16 protein-coding genes and 2 tRNA genes are annotated in these 19,963 nt (G+C 71.6%); 13 read left to right on the plus strand and 5 right to left on the minus strand.

Annotated features, from left to right (window positions below; all coding sequences use genetic code 11):
• Positions 1 to 131: 131 nt before the first annotated feature.
• Complete coding sequence (locus ABH937_RS23835; RefSeq protein ID WP_370219403.1) at positions 132 to 2,213, minus strand: phosphocholine-specific phospholipase C; 2,082 nt, start codon at positions 2,211 to 2,213, stop codon at positions 132 to 134.
• A 386-nt stretch (positions 2,214 to 2,599) separates the two neighbouring features.
• Here ABH937_RS23835 and ABH937_RS23840 point away from each other — a divergent pair, with 386 nt between their 5' ends.
• Together ABH937_RS23840 and ABH937_RS23845 are read left to right on the plus strand one after the other, a co-directional pair.
• On the plus strand, positions 2,600 to 3,028 hold the full coding sequence (locus ABH937_RS23840) for a hypothetical protein (protein ID WP_280692534.1): 429 nt from the start codon (positions 2,600 to 2,602) through the stop codon (positions 3,026 to 3,028).
• Positions 3,029 to 3,143: 115 nt separating this feature from the next.
• Positions 3,144 to 4,124 (plus strand): hypothetical protein, encoded by a 981-nt coding sequence (locus ABH937_RS23845; RefSeq protein WP_370219404.1) that lies wholly within the window; start codon positions 3,144 to 3,146, stop codon positions 4,122 to 4,124.
• A gap of 40 nt (positions 4,125 to 4,164) precedes the next feature.
• Here ABH937_RS23845 and ABH937_RS23850 read toward each other — a convergent pair whose 3' ends face one another.
• The 3 genes from ABH937_RS23850 to ABH937_RS23860 all read right to left on the minus strand — a co-directional run bounded on the left by ABH937_RS23850 (position 4,165) and on the right by ABH937_RS23860 (position 8,348).
• Positions 4,165 to 4,812, minus strand: a complete 648-nt coding sequence (locus tag ABH937_RS23850) for a pentapeptide repeat-containing protein (protein ID WP_280692531.1) — start codon at positions 4,810 to 4,812, stop codon at positions 4,165 to 4,167.
• 104 nt (positions 4,813 to 4,916) lie between these two features.
• A complete protein-coding gene (locus ABH937_RS23855; RefSeq protein ID WP_370219405.1) occupies positions 4,917 to 6,113 on the minus strand; it encodes a low temperature requirement protein A in 1,197 nt (398 codons plus the stop codon).
• A 501-nt stretch (positions 6,114 to 6,614) separates the two neighbouring features.
• On the minus strand, positions 6,615 to 8,348 hold the full coding sequence (locus tag ABH937_RS23860) for an ABC transporter family substrate-binding protein (protein ID WP_370219406.1): 1,734 nt from the start codon (positions 8,346 to 8,348) through the stop codon (positions 6,615 to 6,617).
• Positions 8,349 to 8,721: 373 nt separating this feature from the next.
• On the opposite strand from ABH937_RS23860, the gene ABH937_RS23865 reads away from it, so the two are divergent.
• The 11 genes from ABH937_RS23865 (at position 8,722) to ABH937_RS23915 (ending at position 19,217) form a co-directional block, all read left to right on the plus strand.
• Complete coding sequence (locus tag ABH937_RS23865; protein WP_370219407.1) at positions 8,722 to 9,702, plus strand: ABC transporter permease; 981 nt, start codon at positions 8,722 to 8,724, stop codon at positions 9,700 to 9,702.
• 14 nt (positions 9,703 to 9,716) lie between these two features.
• Positions 9,717 to 10,661 carry an ABC transporter permease gene (locus tag ABH937_RS23870; RefSeq protein ID WP_370219408.1) on the plus strand — a complete coding sequence of 315 codons (945 nt, stop codon included), beginning with the start codon at positions 9,717 to 9,719 and terminating at the stop codon, positions 10,659 to 10,661.
• The gene (locus ABH937_RS23875; RefSeq protein ID WP_370219409.1) at positions 10,661 to 12,730 is read left to right on the plus strand and encodes a dipeptide ABC transporter ATP-binding protein; all 2,070 of its coding nucleotides are present in this window, start codon (positions 10,661 to 10,663) and stop codon (positions 12,728 to 12,730) included. The genes ABH937_RS23870 and ABH937_RS23875 overlap by 1 nt, the downstream gene beginning before the upstream one ends.
• Positions 12,731 to 12,887: 157 nt before the next feature.
• Positions 12,888 to 13,784: an MFS transporter gene (locus ABH937_RS23880; RefSeq protein WP_370219410.1), complete on the plus strand. Its 897-nt coding sequence runs from the start codon at positions 12,888 to 12,890 to the stop codon at positions 13,782 to 13,784.
• Positions 13,771 to 14,388: a Rieske (2Fe-2S) protein gene (locus ABH937_RS23885; protein WP_280692517.1), complete on the plus strand. Its 618-nt coding sequence runs from the start codon at positions 13,771 to 13,773 to the stop codon at positions 14,386 to 14,388. Before ABH937_RS23880 ends, ABH937_RS23885 begins: the two co-directional genes overlap by 14 nt.
• A complete protein-coding gene (locus tag ABH937_RS23890) occupies positions 14,385 to 14,711 on the plus strand; it encodes a DUF6755 family protein (RefSeq protein WP_370219411.1) in 327 nt (108 codons plus the stop codon). The genes ABH937_RS23885 and ABH937_RS23890 overlap by 4 nt, the downstream gene beginning before the upstream one ends.
• 52 nt (positions 14,712 to 14,763) lie before the next feature.
• Entirely contained in the window at positions 14,764 to 16,080 is a 1,317-nt protein-coding gene (locus tag ABH937_RS23895; RefSeq protein ID WP_370219412.1) for a nitrate/nitrite transporter, read from the plus strand.
• A 79-nt stretch (positions 16,081 to 16,159) separates the two neighbouring features.
• Positions 16,160 to 16,233, plus strand: a tRNA-Lys gene (locus tag ABH937_RS23900).
• Positions 16,234 to 16,398: 165 nt separating this feature from the next.
• A complete protein-coding gene (locus ABH937_RS23905) occupies positions 16,399 to 16,965 on the plus strand; it encodes a DJ-1/PfpI family protein (protein WP_280692511.1) in 567 nt (188 codons plus the stop codon).
• Positions 16,966 to 17,155: 190 nt separating this feature from the next.
• Positions 17,156 to 17,229, plus strand: a tRNA-Lys gene (locus ABH937_RS23910).
• A 323-nt stretch (positions 17,230 to 17,552) separates the two neighbouring features.
• Positions 17,553 to 19,217, plus strand: a complete 1,665-nt coding sequence (locus ABH937_RS23915; protein WP_370219413.1) for an MFS transporter — start codon at positions 17,553 to 17,555, stop codon at positions 19,215 to 19,217.
• A gap of 33 nt (positions 19,218 to 19,250) precedes the next feature.
• On the opposite strand, the gene ABH937_RS23920 is transcribed toward ABH937_RS23915, so the two are convergent.
• Positions 19,251 to 19,655 carry a VOC family protein gene (locus tag ABH937_RS23920; RefSeq protein WP_280692508.1) on the minus strand — a complete coding sequence of 135 codons (405 nt, stop codon included), beginning with the start codon at positions 19,653 to 19,655 and terminating at the stop codon, positions 19,251 to 19,253.
• Positions 19,656 to 19,963: the final 308 nt, after the last annotated feature.

Raw genomic sequence — 19,963 nt, forward strand, 5'->3', positions numbered from 1 at the left:
CTCCCCCAACCAAGCCACCCCCCCCCCCCCCCCCACCACCCCCCCCCCCCCCCCCCCCCCCCCCCGCCCCCCCGCCCCCCCGCCCCCCCCCCCCCCCCCCCCCGCCCTGGTGTTGTCGCGTCCGCGTTCGGTCAGCCGGTGACGCTCGCCGCGCCCGTCTCCAGGTGGCCGGTGAAGCGCTGCGAGAAGGTGGCGTCGGTGTTGACCGTCACCGTGAAGTCGTACCAGCCGTTGGTGTTCGCGACCGCGTTGAAGTAGTCGCTCGCGCTCTGCCCGGCCGCGACCGTGTAGGTCCACGGGCCGTCCGTGCGGTAGTGGTTCGAGGTGATGGTGAAGGTTGCCGGGGCGGTGCCGTTGTTGGCCAGCTTGAACCAGAGCGCGAGCTGGCCGGTGTCGGGGGCGGTGGCGTAGGAGGCGGTCACCAGCAGGCTCTTGCCCGCCTTGGTGCTGTCGCCCTGGAAGCGGCGCAGGAAGCGGTTGGGGCCGATCACGCTCAGGTCGTAGGCGCCGTTGCCGTAGCCGCTGCCGCAGTTGAAGAAGTCGCTGGTGCTGTTGCCGGGGGCGATCGTGTACTGCCACGGGCCGCCGCTGCGGTGGGCGTTGGCGTAGGCGGCGAAGTGGGTGGTCCGCGAGCCGCCGTTGTCCATCTTCAGCCAGACCTTCATCGTCGACGACGAGTCCAGCTCCAGGTGGTCCAGGTTGGCGTTCGGCTGGTAGGGCAGCGCGCGGGCCGGGCGGGTGCCCGACTCCTGGGCGGGCAGCGCGTTGTTGGTCGGCGAGGGGTTGCCGAGCGGGCCGCAGGTGCTCAGGCCGATGGTCTGCGAGGTGGAGGGCAGCGAGGGCATCCCGTACACCGGGTTGGTGAAGTCGAAGATGCTGGTGAGGTCACCGCTGACGCCGCGCCGCCAGTCGCTGATGTTCACGCACTGCGCGGGCGTGCCCTGGGCGGCCGTCCAGACCTCCAGGAAACGCAGCACCGAGGTGTGGTCGAAGACCTCGGAGTTGACCCAACCACCGCGGCTCCAGGGCGAGATGGCGAGCAGTGGGACCCGGAAGCCCATGCCGATGTTGGTCGAGCCGTAGAACTCGCCCGCGGTGCCGGCGGGGGCGACCGGCGGCGGCACGTGGTCGAAGAAGCCGTCGTTCTCGTCGTAGTTGATCAGCAGGATGGTCGAGTTGAAGACGTTGGAGTCCGCGTTCAGTGCGTCCATCACCATGTGCACGAAGTGCGCGCCGTCCTCGGGGGTGGCGTACGGGTGCTCGGAGGACTGCTGGTCGGCGACGATCCAGGAGACCTGGGGCAGCGTGCCGGCCAGCACGTCGGCCTGGATCGCGGCGGCGATGTCGTCGGGGGTGCGGCCGGTGACCTTCGGCACCGAGCCCATGCCCTTGACCGCCAGGTCGCTGCCCGCCGAGGCGTTCGCGAACTGGCTGAAGTAGGCGAGCGCGTTGTCGCCGAAGTTGTCGCTCGCGTTCTGGTAGACCTTCCAGCTGACGCCCGCGTTCTCCAGCGCCTCGGCGTAGGTCTGCCAGCTCAGGCCGGACTCGTCGCCGCCGTCGTAGGCCGGGCCGCCCGCGGTGCCGCTCGGGTCGATCATGCCGGACCAGTGGTACGTGCGGTTCGGGCCCGTCGCGCTCAACACCGAGCAGTGGTAGGCGTCGCAGACCGTCCAGTTGTCGGCCAGCGCGTAGTGGAACGGGATGTCCGAGCGCTGCAGGTAGCCCAGCGTGCGGACGGTGCCCTTGGCGGACACCCAGGAGTCCATCTTGCCGGTGTTCCACGCCTTGTGCTGGTCGGACCAGGCGTGCGAGAGGTCGCCGTTGCACTGCGCGGTGGTCTCCGCGCTCGAACCGGCCCCGGTGTTGGCCGGGTTGAAGGCCCAGGGGTACTGGCGGGCGCTGGCGCTGTTCGGCTGGTTGAAGACGCTGTAGCCGCCGGCGATCTGGATCGCGCTGCGGTCGGCGAAACCGCGCACGCCCTGCAGGGTGCCGAAGTAGTGGTCGAAGCTGCGGTTCTCCTGCATCAGGATCACGATGTGCTGCGCGTCGGTGATGGTGCCCGTGCTGGTGAGCTGTGCGGTGCTCGCCGCCTTGACGGCACCCGCGGCGGTCGCGGCCGGCGCGGCCGCGGCGCCGACCGTCCCGGCCACCGCGACGCCCGCCGCCGCGCCGGCCGAGGTGGCCATGAACGTCCTGCGACTCAGCTCTGTCATCCGGATCGCCAAACCCTTCGGTCGCGCCGCTGCTGGCGGCTGCCGGCACTCCGGCGACTGCCGGAAGCCAAAGGCCCTGTCCGCACGTTGTGCTGTCCATGCCGTCAGTACCGCGTTGTACATACAACGTGGGCCGCGCACATCGTGGCCCAGCCGGACGGCAGGCGCTAGAGCCTGGTACCAAGGCTTGTCGGACTGTTCGCTCAAGGGTCAGCGAGCGTCGGGCGGATGAACTGCGGGCCGCTTCGGATCGGCGATCAAGGGCGCCGTCACAGCGGGGAGCGCCTCCGCCCGCGCTACGCCGAAGCGACCGCCGCGCTACGGGCCATCACCACGATGGGGCACACGCCGCCGGAGACGCCGGTGACGTGGAACGAGGAGACGACATGCGCATCCGCAAGCTTCTTGCCGCAGCCGCCCTTGCCGGTACCGTCGCGACCGGGGCCCTGGCGACGGCCGGAACGGCTTCGGCGAGCACCATCCAGTACGACTGCAACAGCTCGCAGGCCATGGTCTGCCTCTACTACAACTCCAGCAACTACGGCTACGGCGCGTACTTCGAGCAGACCGGCAACATCTCGGACTACGGCACCAACACCAAGTTCGTCGCCGGCCACAACGGCAGCTCCGGTGCCGGCACGCTGGTGAAGAACCACGCCGCGGCGGTCGACAGCTGGTACAGCGGCACCTTCACCGTGTACTACAACAGCGGCTACGAGAACTGCAGCTACGCCTGCCAGCCCATCCCGGCCTGGCAGACCGTCGACCTGAACACCACGCTGAAGAACAACGACGCGGCGGGCTTCTTCAACTGAGCCCTGCCTGACGGCTCCTGACACCCGGTGGTCTCCGGCCCGCGCGATCGGGCCGGAGACCACCGGGTCGCGTCCAGACCGCTCGTGCCGCCGATCCGAGAGAGACCACACACCTGTGTCCAGCCGCTCGCGTCGTTCCGCCGCCCTCCTGCTCGCGCTGCCGCTGCTGCTCGCCGGCTGCGCGAGTGCCGTCGCCGACTCGAACCATGCCTCCTCCTCGGTCCATGCCTCCGAGGCCCCGACCAGCACCGAGGCGCCCCCTTCTCTGCCGGCGACACCCGTGCTCGACTCGGCGAACGACAAGCCGCTGCCCCTCGACGGCTACCTGCTCAACCCGGCGCAGTTGCTCACGGTCGAGAAGGCACAGGCACGGCTCATCTCGGACTGCATGACGCGTTTCGGATTCAGCTACACCCCGCCGGCACCCGTTCTCCCGGGCCGCGACAGCGACGCTCCCGCCACCCGGATCGACGGCCGCTACGGGCGGCAGAGCACCGCACTGCTGGCCACCTGGGGCTACCACCCCGAAGGCGGTGGCCAGCCCGCCACCAAACCGCCGGCGGAGCCGCCGATGAGCACGCAGATGGCCACGGCCGAGCGGGGAACGTCCGACCCGAAGCAGCGGTTCGGGTCCGGCGGGCAGACCGTCAACGGGCAGCAGGTGCCGGACCGCGGCTGCATCGGGGAGGCCGGCAAGCGGCTGACCGGCTCGGCCGAAGGCCTGGTCGGCGACCCGCAGTTCGCCTCCGACCTCAACCTCAGCACGCTGCAGTCGGCGCGGGACGACGCCCGCACCCAGGCGGTGTTCGCCCGGTGGTCGCAGTGCATGAAGGCGGCCGGCTTCAGCTACGCCGATCCGCTCGCGGCGATGGGCGACCCGGCGTGGGCGACCACCGCCGCGCCCACGCCGCACGAGCTCCAGGTGGCCACGGCGGACGGCGCCTGCCGGCATCAGGAGAACGTGGTCGGCGTCTGGTACACGGTCGACTACGCCTACCAGCAGCGGGCGATCGACGAGAACGCCGCCGCCATGGCCAAGGTCAGGACGGCGCTGGCGACCGAGGTACAGGCGGCGACAGCGGCCCTCGGCAGCTGACACTTCGCCGGATCGGGTACGGAGGACGGCACTGGTCGGCCTAGTCGCGCACCTGCACCCCCAGCGCCTGGGCGAACTGCGGGGCCAGCTCGATCAGCTGGGCGGAGGAGATCAGCGCGCCGCGCAGCCCCTCGTGGCCGTCCGGCAGCACCAGCCGGCTCGCACCGCGCAGGTCGGTCCTGGCCAGCGTGGCACCGGCGAACCTGACCTCCTCCAGCGAGCTGCCGGGGAAGCTCACCCCGGTCAACTTCGCGCCGCCGAAGTCCACGTCACGCAGCTGGCAGTCCTCGAAGACCACGTCGCGCAGCACCGCGCCACGCAGGTTGACCGATTCCAGCTTGCACTGACGCACCGTCAGGCGGCGCAGCTGCGCGCCGTACGCCGACACCCCCGCGAACAGCCCGCCCTGCGCGGTGACGTCCTGCCACTCGCTCTCCACCAGCTCGCAGGCCACCAGCCGGCAGCGCTCCAACCAGGCCTCGTTGAACCGGGCCTGGCGCAGCCGTACCTCGGTCAGCGAGACGTCGGTGAACGCGCACTCCAGGAAGAGGGTGCCGCCCGCCTGGACGCCGTCGAGCGCCAGGCCCTCGAAGTGCGCGGTGTCGTAGCGCTCGTCGCGGCGCAGCGGGCCGGGGTGCGGCTGGAGCAGGTGGGCGTAGGGCTGGTCGGCGAGCGAGGCGAGTGACACCGGGGATCCTCAGAGCGTGGACAGAGCGGGCGAACCATCCTCGCAGGCGCCACCGACAACACGGCTCAGGACGACAACTCAGGACGGCAACTCAGACCGGCAACTCAGGCCGGCAGCTCCCGGCTGTGCAGCCACACCCCCACCGCCACCGCCGCCGTCGCGACCAGCCCGGCCGCGAGCACCCCCGACCGGCCGAGCGCGGTGCAGGCCAGCACCGCCGCCGCGGCCACCGGCAGCACCCACTGCGCGGCGCCGGTCTTGCTGTGCCGCGAGTGCAGCGCCCAGACGGTGATCAGGTAGAGCGCGGCCGGCACGGTCACGGCAGCGGTCGCCGCGGCGGCCGAGATGTGCGCCTTGCCGACCGCGTACTCGACGGCGACCTCGCAGCCGGCACCGATCGCGGCCGCCGATCCGAAGATCAGATAGTGGCCGTATCCCCAGAGGAAGGCCTGCCGGTTCGACCGCAGGTGCTGGTGGATCGGCGCGGCGAAGTAGATCCACCAGGCCGCGAAGCAGAGCAGCAGGCCGCCGATCGCGATCGGGATCAGCTCGCCCAGCGCCTCGTGCTCGTCCACCGCGACCTGCATCGCGACGGTGGCGGCCGACACCGTCTCACCGAGCACGATCAGGGTGAACAGCCCGTACCGCTCGGCGATGTGGTGCGGGTGCCAGGGGCTCTGGGCCCGCCGCTCGGCGATGGCCGGCACCGACAGTTCGGCAATCACCCCCAACGGCATCACCCAGGGGATCGCCGAGTTCGGCAGCAGCAGCACCAGCACCCAGCCGACCTGCACCAGCGCGACACCGCCCGCGTAGGCGAGCGCCATCGAGCGGGCCGCGCCGCTCTCCCCGCGCGCGGCCCGCAGCCACTGGGAGACCAGCGCCAGCCGCATCACCACGTAGCCGAGCACGCCGAGGGTGAAGTCGCGGTCCAGGAAGAGCCGCGGGATCCCTGCCGCAAAGATCAGCGCGCCGGTGATCTGCACCAGGGTGGCGATCCGGTACGGCACGTCGTCGCAGTCGTAGGCGGAGGCGAACCAGGTGAAGTTCATCCAGGCCCACCAGACGGCGAAGAAGGCGAACAGGTAGCCGACCAGTGCGACGCGCAGGTGCCCCTCGCCGAGCGCGGTCGCCAACTGCCGCCCGGCCTGGGCGACCGCGACCACGAAGCAGAGGTCGAAGAAGAGCTCCAGCGAGGTGGCGGTGCGGTGCGGCTCCTGCCGGCTGCGCGGCACCATCCGCCGCACCACGGGGTCGGCGGCGGTGGGCGCCGGCTCGGCGGCTTCGGGTCCTGCGGTCATCGGTGCGACTCTCCCTGCGTGTTCGGCGGCCCGAGCGGCCCGACCGGCCTCGACGGCGCGAGGCGCACTGCGGCGACACGACGCGCCGCGCCCGCCCCGGCCGATCGTGGCAGTCGCCGGTGGTCAGCGCACGCACCGCGACGGCACGCCACGGCCCAGCGTCACCTGCGCCGCGCAACCAGCCGCCCGTCGGTCCGCCCGGAGTCAAGGAGAGTTGACGAAGGAGTGCGCGAACCGGGTGACAGCGTCGCCACCGGCACGCGCCTGGGGTGTCGCGCACGGCGGTCGCCCCGAATGTCCCGATACATTCCTCTCAATGGAACGGCGAGAGAGGCGTCCTGCGGGCAACGCGGAAGGTCAAGGCCGGCGCGGCTCCGGAGGGGGAGGACATCCCCCTGGTCCGGCGCCACACCGGCCTCGTGATCACCGCGCTGCCCGACAGCGCGTACTCTGACGTTCCGTCAACCAGCCCGCCGCCCCGGCCGGGGCCCTTCCGTCGCGCTACTTCTGCCAACCGACCTTGGTGTAGTCGACGTCCGCCAGCCCGGGGGCGCCGAAATTGGCCAAGCCCTTGCGGAAGGCGGTCACCTGCGGGCGCTGGTAGATCTCCAGCGTGTGCCCGAGCTCCCAGATCTTGGCGTCCGCCTGGTTGTAGAGCTTGGCGGCGGCCGCCGGGTCCAGGGTGGAGGCGGCCTGCTTGAGCAGGCTGTCGATCTCCGGGGTGCTCAGCTTCGAGAAGTTCTGGTAGACGTTGTCACCGGTCGGCTGCTGGTAGAACGGCAGGATCAGCGAGGGCGGGAAGGACCCGGTGTTGCGCCAGGTCGCCAGGTCGAACTTGCCGACGTTGATGTACTTCTCGTCCAGGTCGTTGTCCGGCACCTTGTCGACGTCCAGCTTCACGCCGACCTGGCCGAGCATGTTCTGCACCGCCGCGGTCATGTCGAGGGTCTGCTGCGAGGAGCCCGCGGCAACGATGAAGTGCAGCTCCAGCGGCTGCCCGTTCTTGGTGCGCGGCTTGCCCGCCCCCGCGTCCTGCCAGCCGGCCTGGGTGAGCAGTTGCCCGGCCGCGGCCGGGTCGAACTTGCCCCACTGGCCGGAGTTGTCCTGGTACCCGGTCTGGTTGGTCATGAAGACGTGGTTGCCCAGCTCCGGGAAGGTGACCGGCACGCCCTGGCTCATCACCTTGATCAGCGCCGTGCGGTCGATCGCCTTGCCCAGCGCCTGGCGGACGCTCTGGTCGGCCAGCGCGCCGTTGGAGCCGAAGGAGATGTGCACCTCGTCCCACGGTCCTGCGGTGCGGATCACCGCGTCCGCGTCGCCCTTGAGCTGGCCGTAGGCGTTGGCGTTGCCCGCGCTGGCGTAGTCGATCTCGTTGTTCAGGAAGGCCTGGGTGATCGCCGAGGAGGAGAGCGCCCGGTAGGTGAACTTGTCCAGCACCGGCTTGTCGCCCCACCAGTTGGGGTCCGGCACCACCGTGATGGTCTGCGCCGACTTGTCCTGCGAGCCGATCTTGAAAGCCCCGCCGGTGATCGGGACCTTCTCGACCCAGCCCTTGTTGAAGTCGTCCGGGGTGGAGATCCCGGCGGCCGGCAGCAGCGGGTAGAAGAGGCTCTGCCAGTCGGCGAACGGGGTCGAGAAGGTGACCTTGACCTGGGTCGGGTCGGAGCCCTGCGCGACGTCGCTGATCTGGTTGTAGCCGTTGGTGCTGGCCGCGTTGTAGGCCGGGTTGCTGCCGTTGTCGGCCTGCCAGACCGCCTTGAAGTCCAGGTAGCTCAGCGGCTTGCCGTCCGACCAGCGCGCCTTGGGGTTGAGCTTGTAGAGCACCACCTGCGGCGAGGTGGAGACCACGGTCGCCGACTGCAGGAATTCGGGGACCGGTTGGAAGGTGCCGCTCGCGTCGATCCGGAAGAGCAGCGGCTCGATCATCTTCATGATCTCCACCGAGTCGCCGTAGGTGCCGTCCACCTGGTACGGGTTCCACTGGTCGATCCACTGCTGCAGCGGCTCGCGCAGCTCACCGCCCGGCTTCAGCGCGCTCACCGGCTGTGGGTTGATGTCCGTGGCGTTCAGTCTGGGCACCGCGCTCTGGGCGGCGTTCCCGCCCGACTTCGACGAGCTTGAGCCGCATCCGGTCACCACCAGGGCGAGCGCGGTGGCCGCGACCAGCGAGCGGGTGAGCTGCGTGCGCGCGAGCTGCGAACGGGTGCGGCCGCGCCGCGTGGTGGTGGCATCCATGGAGGGTCCCTCCTGAGGAGTCGGGGGCACTTCTCGCCCGAAGGTGTGACGAGCCTTGATCGTGGGCAGCCAAGTGGGTGTCCAGCCAGCAGAACGTAACAGCGGATCAGTTCCCCGACCAGAGGCCCGTGTTCACTCCTGATCGAATCGCAACAGGGGGCAACACAGCGGAAACACCCTGTCCGCAACCGACTGCAAGACTCTGACCTGCTGCTTCGCCGAACCCGCCGAAGCGGCCGCGTGCACGGTCTTGACCGGCCGAACGGTCGGTTCGAGAATGCCGCTGCACGAAGCTGCTCCGAACACCCATCGAGCGAAGGCAATTGGACATGATGATCGGGAGTCCCTGCGGACGCCCCACCGGGCGTCGCTGATGCTGCGTTACCTGGCGAAGCGGCTCGCCTACTACCTGGTCCTCCTGATCGTCTCGGTGTTCCTCGCCTACGCGCTCTCCAGTGCCGCGCTCAACCCCCGGTCGTACTTCGAGAACAAGACGCCCCGCCCGTCCGCCGCCTCGGTGGACCGGCAGTTGACCGCGCTCGGCATCAACGACCACACGCCCGTGGTGGTGCGCTTCGGACACTGGGCGGACGGCCTGGTCCACGGCGACCTGGGCCAGAGCATCCACAACGCCTCGGTCAACGCCGACTTCGGCCGCCGGCTCTGGGTCTCGCTGCGGCTACTGGTGATCGGCAGCCTGCTCGGCACGATGCTCGGGGTGGCCGCCGGCGCCTGGGGCGCGGTGCGCCAGTACCGGTTCTCCGACCGGGCGTTGACGATCTTCTCGTTCGTGCTGCTGTCCTCGCCGGTCTTCCTGATCGCGCTCTTCCTGAAGAACGGCGCGATCGCCGTCAACCAGGCCTCCGGACACCAGCTGATCAACTTCACCGGATACGAGACCCCGGGACTGGCCGGCGGCCTGGGCGCCCACCTGGCCGACTGGGGCGTCCACCTGCTGCTGCCCACCCTCTCGTTGGCGCTCACCGGCATCGCCACCTACAGCCGCTACCAGCGCAGCACGATGCTGGACGTGCTCGGCTCGGACTACCTGCGCACCGCCGAGGCCAAGGGACTGACCCGCCGCCAGGCACTGCTCAAGCACGGGCTGCGGACCGCGGTGATCCCGATGTCGACCCTCTTCGCCTACAACATCCTGGGCATCTTCACCGGCGCCACCTTCACCGAAGTGATCTTCGGCTGGCACGGGATGGGCGAGTGGTTCATCAGCTCGATCTACGAGAACGACATCAACGCGGTGGTCGCGGTCAACCTCTTCACCGCGGTGACCATCCTGGCCTCCGGGTTCCTGGCCGACACGCTGCACGCCGCACTCGACCCCCGGGTGCGTGCGTGATGGGAGATGCCGTTGTGACCGCAGTGCTGGACGAGGTGCCCGTGGCGGCCGCCGCACCGGCTCCCGCGAGCCGGGGCCGCCTGGTGCTGGCCCGCCTGCTGGCCGCCCCAGGAGCGCTGGTGGGCATGGCCGTGGTGGTGCTGCTCTTCCTGCTGGCCTTCGTCGGGCCCTACCTGACGCAGTGGCACTACACCGACATCGACTACTCCGCACTGCGCGAACCGCCCTCCGGCACGCACTGGTTCGGCACTGGCGGCCTCGGCCAGGACGTCTACGCACAGACCCTGCGCGGCCTGCAGAAGTCGCTGATCATCGGGCTGCTGGTGGCACTGCTCTCCACCGTCGCGGCCGGCCTGGTCGGTTCCTGCGCCGGTTACTTCGGCGGCTGGGCCGACCGGCTGCTGATGTTCTTCGTCGACCTGATGCTGGTCTTCCCGAGCTTCCTGATCATCGCGATCATCTCGCCCCGGCTGCAGAGCGGCGGCTGGATCGCCTTCGTGGTGCTGCTGGCCGCCTTCAACTGGATGATCACCGCCCGGGTGGTCCGGTCGATGACGATCTCCCTCAAGGAGCGCGAATTCGTCCGCGCCGCACGGTTCATGGGTGTGCGGCCGCTGCGGATCATCTGGCGGCACATCCTGCCGAACGCCGCCTCCTACCTGATCGTGGACGCCACCATCGCGGTCGGCGCGGCCGTGATGAGCGAGACCGCGCTCTCCTACTTCGGCTTCGGCGTCAAGGCCCCCGACGTCTCGCTCGGCACCCTGATCGCCAACGGCACGGACGCCGCGCCCAGTTACCCGTGGATGTTCTACTTCGCGGCCGGGCTGCTGGTGCTCTTCGTGCTGGCCGTCAACCTGATCGGCGACGGGCTGCGCGACGCGCTCGATCCGACGGCGGAGGCCGGGCGGCGGCGCTCGGCCCGTTCCGAGCGCAAGTCCCGTCAAGGCAAGGCCTGATGACCACCGTGACCTCCCCCCTCCTCGCCGTCCGCGACCTGCGGGTCGACTTCGCCGGCAACCGCAAGCGCGCGAGAACCACCGCCGTGCGCGGCGTCGACCTGACCCTGGCGCGCGGCGAGACCCTGGGCATCGTCGGCGAGTCCGGCTCCGGCAAGTCCGTCACCGCGCTGGCCGTCCTCGGCCTGCTGCCCGGCACCGCCACCGTGCGCGGCTCGGTCGAGCTGGACGGGCGCGAGCTGGTCGGGCTGCCGGGCAACGAGCTGGCCAGGATCCGCGGCCGGCGGATCTCGATGGTCTTCCAGGACCCGCTCTCCGCCTTCACGCCCGTCTACCGGATCGGCGACCAGATCGCGGAGGCGGTCCAGGTCCACCAGAAGGTCGACAAGGCGACCGGCCGCCGCCGGGCCGCCGAACTCCTCGACCTGGTCGGCATCCCGGACCCGGACCGGGCCCTGGACAGCTTCCCGCACGAGTTCTCCGGCGGCATGCGCCAGCGCGCGATGATCGCGATGGCCGTCGCCAACGACCCCGACGTCCTGCTCGCCGACGAGCCCACCACGGCGCTCGACGTCACCATCCAGGCCCAGGTGCTGGACGTGCTGCGCACCGCCCAGCGCGAGACCGGCGCCGCGCTGGTGCTGGTCAGCCACGACCTGGGCGTGATCGCGCAGATGGCCGACCGGGTGGCGGTGATGTACGCCGGGCGGGTGGTGGAGACCGCCGGCGTGGACGACCTCTTCACGGCGCCCCACCACCCCTACACCCTCGGCCTGATCGGCGCGGTGCCACGGCTGGACCGGGCGGGCGGTCCGCTCGTCCCCATCCCCGGCAACCCGCCGGCCCTCAACGCCCTGCCGCCGGGCTGCCCGTTCGCGGCCCGCTGCCCGCTGGCCACGGACGAGTGCCTGGTCGCCGAGCCCGCCCTGGCCGGTCCCGTCGACCACCAGGCCGCGTGCATCCGCGCGGCCCAGCTGGCCGAGACCCGCCCGGCCCCGTCCGACATCTACCCCGTCCCCGTGATTCCGCCGCCTGCCACCGCTGCCCCCCGCGCCACCCTGCCGCCCGTCCTCACCATCTCCTCGCTCCGCAAGACCTTCCCCGTCCTCAAGGGCAACGTCTTCAAGCGCAAGGTCGGCGAGGTCTACGCGGTGGACGGCGTCTCGCTGGACATCCGGCGCGGCGAAACCCTGGGCCTGGTAGGCGAGTCGGGCTCGGGCAAGTCCACCACGCTCTTCGAGATCCTGGCCCTCGGCAAGCCCGAGGGCGGCCGGATCGAACTGCTCGGCCAGGACACCGCCACCCTCACCCGCTCGGCCGCCCAACAGCTGCGCGGCCAGCTGCAGATCGTCTTCCAGGACCCGATGGCCTCGCTGGACCCCCGGATGCCGATCGGCGACATCATCGCCGAGCCGCTGCAAGCCCTGGGCACCGACCGCGCCGTCAGCTCCGCCCGAATTCCCGCCCTGCTCAGCCAGGTCGGCCTCGAGCCCGCCCACGCCTCGCGCTACCCGCACGAGTTCTCCGGTGGCCAGCGCCAACGCATCTCCATCGCACGGGCGTTGGCGGTCTCCCCCGAACTCCTCGTGCTGGACGAGCCGGTCTCCGCGCTCGACGTCTCCATCCAGGCCGGCGTCCTCAACCTGCTCCAGGAACTCAAGGCCTCGCTCGGTCTGGCCTACCTCTTCGTCTCCCACGACCTCTCGGTGATCCGCCACCTCGCCGACCGCGTCAGCGTGATGTACCTGGGCCGCACCGTCGAACAGGGCGAGATCTCCGCCGTCTTCGCCGCCCCCCGCCACCCCTATACCCGCGCCCTGCTCTCCGCCGTCCCGCTCCCCGACCCCGCCGCCGAACGCACCCGCACCCGCCTCCTGCTCCCCGGCGACCCGCCCTCCCCCACCAGCCGCCCCACCGGCTGCGCCTTCCGCCCCCGCTGCCCGATCTACGCGGCCCTCGGAGCGGAGCAGCGGACGCCCTGCGAGACGACGCCGCCCGCCCTCACGGAGGCCGCACCGGAGGCCGACCACGCGGCGGCCTGCCACTACCCGACGGCGGAACTGGTCTGACGCCTGATCAGGTGGCGTGGGGAACTCTGACGCCGCGTCACTCGGACGCGCGCTCTGGCAGGCGTCCGGGTCGGGTGCCGCCTAGCGTGCCTGGCAGAGAGCCGGGCACAGCCGCGCGGCAGCCGTCCGTCCCGCGTGTGGAGGTCCTCTGTTGGCCGTGTCCGAGCAGGAGGTCAGCGGGCCCGGGGAGTGGGATCCGCAGCCGCGGCCGCCCTGGGCCGAGCCGGAACTGCCGCCGCGCACGGTCGGCCAGCGTGCGGTCCTGGTGGGTGTGCTGGCCTCGCTCACCCTGGTGCTGGCGATCGTGGCGGGCAGCCGGGGTCTGCGCGACCTCGACGCCGCGCAACTGCCGTACGCGGCGGCCACCGTTTTCCTGGCGTTCGGGCTCGCCCACCGCTTCACCTGCTGGGTGAACGCGCCGGCCGGCCGCCGGTCCGTCCAGTTGCTCCGGCTGCGCTGGCGGAGCGCGACCTCCTGGTCCGGCCTGCGGGCGGAGCCGCTCGCGCTGCCTCGGCTGGCCCGCGATTTCCTGGGCCTCCCGCAGCGTGCCGGCTCCCCCTCGCCTGCCGATCGAGTGGCGCGTCACCTGCTCTGCTGGGGCTGTCTGGCGGCTGCCGCGATCACCTTCCCGCTCTCCTGGGGGTGGCTCAGCTTCACCGTGAGCGGGGACCCGGCCGGGTCGGGCTGTCTGCTGCGGCTCTGGGGGCACCGGCTCTTCGGCTTCGACGCGGACGGACTGGTCGGGTGGGCGGTGTTCCACGGCCTGGCCCTGGTGGCGGTGCTGGTGGTGGCCACCGCCGGGTTCCTGTTGTGGCGGGGCGACCGGGCGGCGACCGGCGGTCTGCTGCTGAACCCGCTCGTGCTGACGGCGCTGCTGACGCTCGCGGTGACCGGCCTGCTGCTCACCTTCTCCGAGCTCGCGCTGCACGGCGCCGGCTACCAGTTCCTGGCCGTGCTGCACGCGGCCTCGGTCGTGTTCGCGCTGCTCTACCTGCCGTTCAGCACCGCGCTGCGGGCGCCGAGAGGGACGGAGCGGCGACATGACCAGCCCTGAGGAGCCGCGAGAGCTGCCCGATGCCGCCTCGCCGACCATGGCCACCACCACCCGGCGCGACTGCCTGCGTCTGGTCGCCACGCTCTCCGGCGGCCTCGCGGTCGGCTCCACGGTGGTCGCCGCCGGCGTGCTCCCCCGGCACGGCGACGGCGGTGCCGATCCGCTGAAGGTCGCCGACCAGCTGGCCCCCGGCGCGACCATCACCTTCGGCTACCCCACCGCGCAGGACCGGGCGATCGGGATCCGGCTGGCCGACGGCTCGCTGGCCGGCTACTCCACCGTCTGCACCCACATGGCCTGCGGTGTCCTGTGGCGCCCCGACCGGGGAGCGGTGGGCGAGCTGTACTGCCCGTGCCACGGGGGCGCGTTCGACGTCCGCAGCGGTGACGTGACGGCCGGTCCGCCGCCACGCGGGCTGCCGAAGGTCGTGCTGGTGGAGGATCCGGCCGGCGGGATCTGGGCGATCGGCACCGCCCGTTCGGGCGAGAGCGAGGAGCACGGCGTCTGCCGCCAACTGCACGAGCGTGACCCGGACCTGGCTCACCAGGCGGGCTGCGACGGCCCGACCGTCGCACCCACCGGGCCCGTCAAGGAGCAGACGTGACCGACCAGCCGTCCGAGCCCGAGCTTGCGCCGGATCCGGTGCCGCCCGCCGGCTACCGGACCTACCCGGCCGACTACTTCCGCCGACCGGACGCGGACACAGGTGTCCCGTCCGGCCCCGGGCCTGGACGCGCGACGCTGCCGACCGCGCGGGTGCTGATCGCGCTCACCGTGCTGGTCGGCCAGCTCTGGGCGCTGACCGTGGCCGCCAACGCCTGGCTGACCGGCGACCTCGGCACCGCGTGGTGGACCACGGCCTTCTCCGCCGTCTGCTTCCTGGTAGTCGCGCTGATCTGGCGGCTCACCCCGGAGCACGAGCACTGAGCGCGCGTCCACGCCGCCGCGGGAACGTCCGGCGTCGCCACGGGAGCGTCCGTTGAGCACCGTCCTGCCGCGCGGCCCGCGCCGGGACAGCTACCGGCCCGGCACCGCGATCCACCACTGGACCCCGGAGGAACCCGAGTTCTGGGCCACCACCGGTGCACGGGTGGCGGCCCGCAACCTGCGGGTCTCCGGGCCGGCCCTGCTGCTGGCCTGCGCGGTCTGGCAGATCTGGTCGGTGACGGTGGTTCAGCTCGACCGGATCGGCTTCGACTACACCGCTTCGCAGAAGTTCTGGCTGACCGCCGTCCCCGGCCTGACCGGCGCCACCCTCCAGCTCGGCTACACCCTGCTCGGGCCGGTGATCGGGGGACGCCGCTGGACGACGTTCAGCACGCTGCTGTTGACCGGCCCGCTGCTCTGGCTCGGCCTGGCCCTGCGGGACACCGCGACGCCGTATCCGGTCATGGTGGTGATCGCCGCGCTCTGCGGGATCGGCGGTGGCAACTTCGCCGCCTCGATGGCCGGCATCGCCGCCCTGTACCCGAGCTTGCCGAGTTTCCCGGGCTTCCCGAGGGCGGGGAGGGGCGCCGCGTACCGGCGCAACGCGGTGCTCGCCAGCCTGGGCGTCGGCGCGGTCCAGTTGCTCGCACCGATCGCGAACAGCGCCTTCCTCTGGATCCCGCCGCTGCTGGTGACGGCCGGGCTCGCCTGGTCGCGGATGAACGAACTCGACGGCGCGGCCCGGCCGTTCGAGCAGCCGAGCGGGATCCTGCGCCGCAAGCACACCTGGCTGCTGACCCTGCTCCAAGTGGGCGCCTTCGGTTCCTTCATCGGCTTCGCCGCCGCACTGCCGAACCTGATCGACACCAGCTTCACCCCGCTCGCCCCCGCCTGGTCAGCGACCCGCTACGCCTGGGCCGGCCCCTTCGTCGGCGCGCTGGCCCAGTGGCTCGGCGGCCGGCCCGGCAGCAGGGTGACCGGCGCCAGGTGCACGCTGGTCGCCTTCGCCGGGCTGGCGCTGACCGTCATCGTGGCGGTCCGCGCACTGCCGGCCGCCGGCGACGGAGGCAACTTCCGGCTCTGCTACGCCGCCTTCCTGGCCGCGTTCTTCTTCGCCGGGCTCGGCAGCGGGTCGATCGTCCGGCAGCTCGCGGCGATCTTCCGCGACCGGGACCGGACCGACCGGACCGCCTCGGCGGTGGCCGGCCTGTCGACCGCGATCGCCAGTTGCGGGGGCTTCTTCCTCCCGGCGATGCTCGCGCTCTTCCCGGTCACCGACCTGCTGTACGTCGTGGTCGGGTACTACGCGCTCTGCCTGGGCGTCTGCTGGTGGTACTACGCCCGGGAGGGGGCGGAGGCTCCCAGCTGAGCGAGGGTGACGCCGTGCGACCGGCCGGTGACGATTCGATGTTTGGCCGGACGCCGTGTAATGTTCTCCGGGTCAGCACGCGCCGCTAGCTCAGTTGGTTAGAGCAGCTGACTCTTAATCAGCGGGTCCGGGGTTCGAGTCCCTGGCGGCGCACCGACGGTCGAAGGCCTCTCGTTCAGACTTCTGAGCGAGAGGCCTTCGGCGTTTCCCGCTTGTGCCCGATGGGGATGTACGCGACGCCGGTGGACGGTGCCGCTGCGTGAGCGCACCGCTACCGCCGCGCACCCGACCGCCGATCGAATCGAATCGAGGCCACGCATGGCTGTGAAGGTGCTGCTCGTCACCGGGGACGCCGCCGAGTCGCTGGAGGTCCTCTACCCGTACCAGCGGCTCCAGGAGGAGGGGTACCAGGTCGACATCGCCGCGCCGAGCAAGAAGAAGCTGCGCTTCGTGGTGCACGACTTCGAGGACGGCTTCGACACCTACACCGAGAAGCCCGGTTACAGCTGGCCCGCCGACCTGGCCTTCGCCGAGGTCGACCCGGCCGAGTACGTCGCGCTGGTGATCCCCGGCGGCCGGGCCCCCGAGTACCTGCGCAACGACCCCGAGTTGCAGCGGATCGTGCGGCACTTCTTCGACGCCGAGAAGCCGGTGGCACAGATCTGCCACGGTCCGCAGATCACCGGCGCGGCCGGCGTCCTGGGCGGCCGGACCACCGCCGCCTACCCGGCACTGGAGCCGGACGTCCGGGCGGCGGGCGCCACCTACCGGGACGGCGAGGCCGTGGTGGACGGCATGCTCGTCTCGGCTCGCGCCTGGCCGGACCACCCGGGCTGGCTGCGGGCGTTCATCGAGATCCTGCGGACGAAGGCACCGGCGGCCTGAACCGGCTCCGGCAGCGGCGGCCCCGGCAGGCGGGACTTCCGAACTCACCGGCCACAGCCGGACGTTCAGCTGATGAGCTGACCACGAGGGCGGCGATCCGAAGCGAGAGCACCGCTCTCGAACGTGAGCGGCGCTCCAGCCGATTTCAACAAAGGCCCGCTGGTCAGGTACTGTTCTCGGCGTTGAACAAGCGCCGCTAGCTCAGTTGGTTAGAGCAGCTGACTCTTAATCAGCGGGTCCGGGGTTCGAGTCCCTGGCGGCGCACAACAAGGCACACGCCTGATGGGGCGCTCTCCTCCGGGAGAGCGCCCCATTGCGTTTCCGTCCCGCGCCTGTCGTCCCTCGCGTTTCAGCGCCTTCGCGTTTCAGCACCCGCGTTTCAGCACCCGTGAGCCTCACCGGGGCAGCGCCACCAGCCGGCGCCCGGCGAACCGCCGCATGTACTCCCGACGTGTGAGCTGACAGCCCCTCAGGCGGCCCCGGTTACCACCGCCGCCCGGCGGCTTGTGATGATCCTTGGAGAGGGTGCACACCAACCGTCCGCCGGCCTGACCGCCGACCCTTCGATGACAGGAGTACCAGACCCTGTGAGCGCTCCGCAGCAGGCAGCCGCGCCACCGTCCCCACCGACGCCCGCCGGCCGGGTGGGAGCGCTGCCGCGGCGGCCGGCCCTGAGCCGACCGGTCTGGGTCGCCGCAGCGGCCGCGCTGCTGCTCGGGGTGCTCTGGGCCCGGTACGTCGCCGGGGTCAGCGGGGACCTGGCCGCCCAGTGGGCCTGGGCGGACTTCGCGGCGCACCACCCGGGCTCGGCATACGACCTGGCCTGGTACGGCGGCATGCACCCCGCCTCCTACAGCGTGCTGACCCCCTGGCTGATGGCCCTGTTCGGGGTGCGCACGGTCGCGGTGGCCAGTTGCGTCGTCTCGGCGGCACTGCTCGCCCACCTGGTCGTCCGTGCGGGTGTCCGCCGACCGCTGCCAGTGGCGCTGTGGGGCGCTTTCGCACTGTCCTGCAACGTGGCCGCGGGGCGGGTGACCTTCGCGCTCGGCATCATGTTCGGCCTGGCCGCGCTGCTGCCGATCGACTCAGGACCGAGCGGAGCCGGGCAGGCCACCGCCCCCGCACGCGGCTCCGGCTGGCAGCGGTACGCCTGGGCGGCCCTCTGCGCACTGCTCGCCACCATGGCCAGCCCGGTGGCCGGCCTCTTCGTCGAGGTCGTGGCGGCCGCGCTGCTGCTCACCGGCCGCCGCCGGACCGGCTGGGCACTGGCCCTGCCGCCGCCCGTGGTGGTGCTGGGCGCGGCAGTGCTCTTCCCCGGCTCCGGGATCGACCCGATCTCCGGACCCACCGCCCTGATCTGCGTCGGCTGCGCCGCCGTGGTGGCGCTGATCAGCCCGCCGTCCTGGCGGACCCTGCGGATCGGCTGCCTGGTCTACGCCGTGGGCTCCGGGCTGACCTGGGCCTTCCGCACCCCGATCGGCAGCAATGTGGAGCGGCTCCCGCTGATCTTCGGCAGCGTGCTGGTACTGGCCGCGCTCTGCACCCGCCCGTTCAGCTGGCGGCGCACCCCCGCCGCGCTGCTCGCGCTCGCGGTGACCGCGTACTGGACGGTCAGCGCCAACATCATCGGCATCCCCACCCCGCCCCCCGCCGGCCAGGCCGACGCCCTGCTCGCCGAGCTGCGCCTGCTGCACGCCGACCAGGCCAGGGTCGAAGCCGTCCCGATGCTCAACCACTGGGAGTCCTGGGGCCTGGTCGACACGGCCGAGCTGGCCCGCGGCTGGAACCGCCAGGCCGATGTCCAGCGGAACCCGCTCTTCTACGACAACACCCTCACCCCGGCGAGCTACCACGACTGGCTTCAGCGCTGGTCGGTCGGCTACGTCGCCCTCCCGGCCGGCGCCACCGACGCGGCCGCGAACGCCGAGGCGGCCCTGATCCGCACCGGCCCCGCCTGGTTGCGGGAGGTCTGGCACGACGACCACTGGCAGCTGTTCCGCTTCACCGACGCCGTCCCGCTCGCCGACCCGCCGGCCACGGTGGAGCGCGCCGACGCCGCCCAACTTCAGCTCACCGTCAGCGCGCCCGGCCCCGTCCTGGTGCGCATCCCGTGGTCCCCCTGGCTCACCGCACACGGCCCGGGCGGCACCTGCCTGCGTCAGAAGGGCGACTGGACCGAGCTCACCGCCCCGGCCCCGGGCGAATACCGGATCGACGCCCAGTACAACTGGCCCCGCGGGACACCCTGCTGAGCGAGTGCCCTGCGGGGCCGGCTGTCCTGGGCGTCAGTTCGCCACCGAAGGCAGCTCCTGCGCGACCTCCCAGACATTGCCGTCCGGGTCGGCGAAAGCGGCGGTGCGCAGGCCCCACGGGCGGTCGATCGGCCCACCCAGCACCGGCACGCCCAGCTCGGCCAGCCGCGCGACGGCCTCGTCCGTGTCGTCGACCGAGATGGTGTAGAGGCAGCGCGCGCCCAGCCCCGCAGCAGCTACCGGCGACGGCGCGACCACCTCGTCCGCCGCGGTGGTCTTCAGCAGATTGATGATCGTGTTGTCGAACTTGAAGGCCGCCGAGTCCGCGTCCTCGTACATCGGGTCCAGGCCGCAGACCGTCCGGTAGAACTCCCTGGACCGTTCCAGGTCTTCGACGAACAAGGTGATCGCGGTCACATTGCGCAGCGACATGCCCATGGCTCGACTCCTCCGGGTCCGTGTGCGGCCGGCCGGTCGCACGGCGCAGTCCAGTAGAACAGCGCCCACTGACACTCCGTCATGGCGCGGCCGGGGCCCGCTGCCCGATGGCGCGCCGACAGCGCGCCCCGGCCCCGGCCGCCGAGCCGGCAGGCCGTCCTCGACCTCACCACTCCTGAGGAGGGTGCGGCCCGCTCCCGGGCCCGCCTCGTCGGCGCGGCCGGTCCTGTAGCGTCGCAGGGGGCGGATGGTCCGGGGTGAGTGGTTCAGGGACCGGGACGAGCAGCAGAAGCAACAGGACGAACAGC

It is taken from the genome of Kitasatospora sp. GAS1066B (genome assembly GCF_041262605.1).
In the GTDB taxonomy this organism is placed as follows: domain Bacteria; phylum Actinomycetota; class Actinomycetes; order Streptomycetales; family Streptomycetaceae; genus Kitasatospora.

Bases quoted from the DNA above. Each gene is read 5' to 3' on its own strand.
- ABH937_RS23835 (WP_370219403.1), bottom strand. From the start codon at position 2,213: ATGACAGAGCTGAGTCGCAGGACGTTCATGGCCACCTCGGCCGGCGCG.
- ABH937_RS23840 (WP_280692534.1), top strand. From the start codon at position 2,600: ATGCGCATCCGCAAGCTTCTTGCCGCAGCCGCCCTTGCCGGTACCGTC.
- ABH937_RS23855 (WP_370219405.1), bottom strand. From the start codon at position 6,113: ATGACCGCAGGACCCGAAGCCGCCGAGCCGGCGCCCACCGCCGCCGAC.
- ABH937_RS23860 (WP_370219406.1), bottom strand. From the start codon at position 8,348: ATGGATGCCACCACCACGCGGCGCGGCCGCACCCGTTCGCAGCTCGCG.
- ABH937_RS23865 (WP_370219407.1), top strand. From the start codon at position 8,722: ATGCTGCGTTACCTGGCGAAGCGGCTCGCCTACTACCTGGTCCTCCTG.
- ABH937_RS23875 (WP_370219409.1), top strand. From the start codon at position 10,661: ATGACCACCGTGACCTCCCCCCTCCTCGCCGTCCGCGACCTGCGGGTC.
- ABH937_RS23885 (WP_280692517.1), top strand. From the start codon at position 13,771: ATGACCAGCCCTGAGGAGCCGCGAGAGCTGCCCGATGCCGCCTCGCCG.
- ABH937_RS23905 (WP_280692511.1), top strand. From the start codon at position 16,399: ATGGCTGTGAAGGTGCTGCTCGTCACCGGGGACGCCGCCGAGTCGCTG.
- ABH937_RS23920 (WP_280692508.1), bottom strand. From the start codon at position 19,655: ATGGGCATGTCGCTGCGCAATGTGACCGCGATCACCTTGTTCGTCGAA.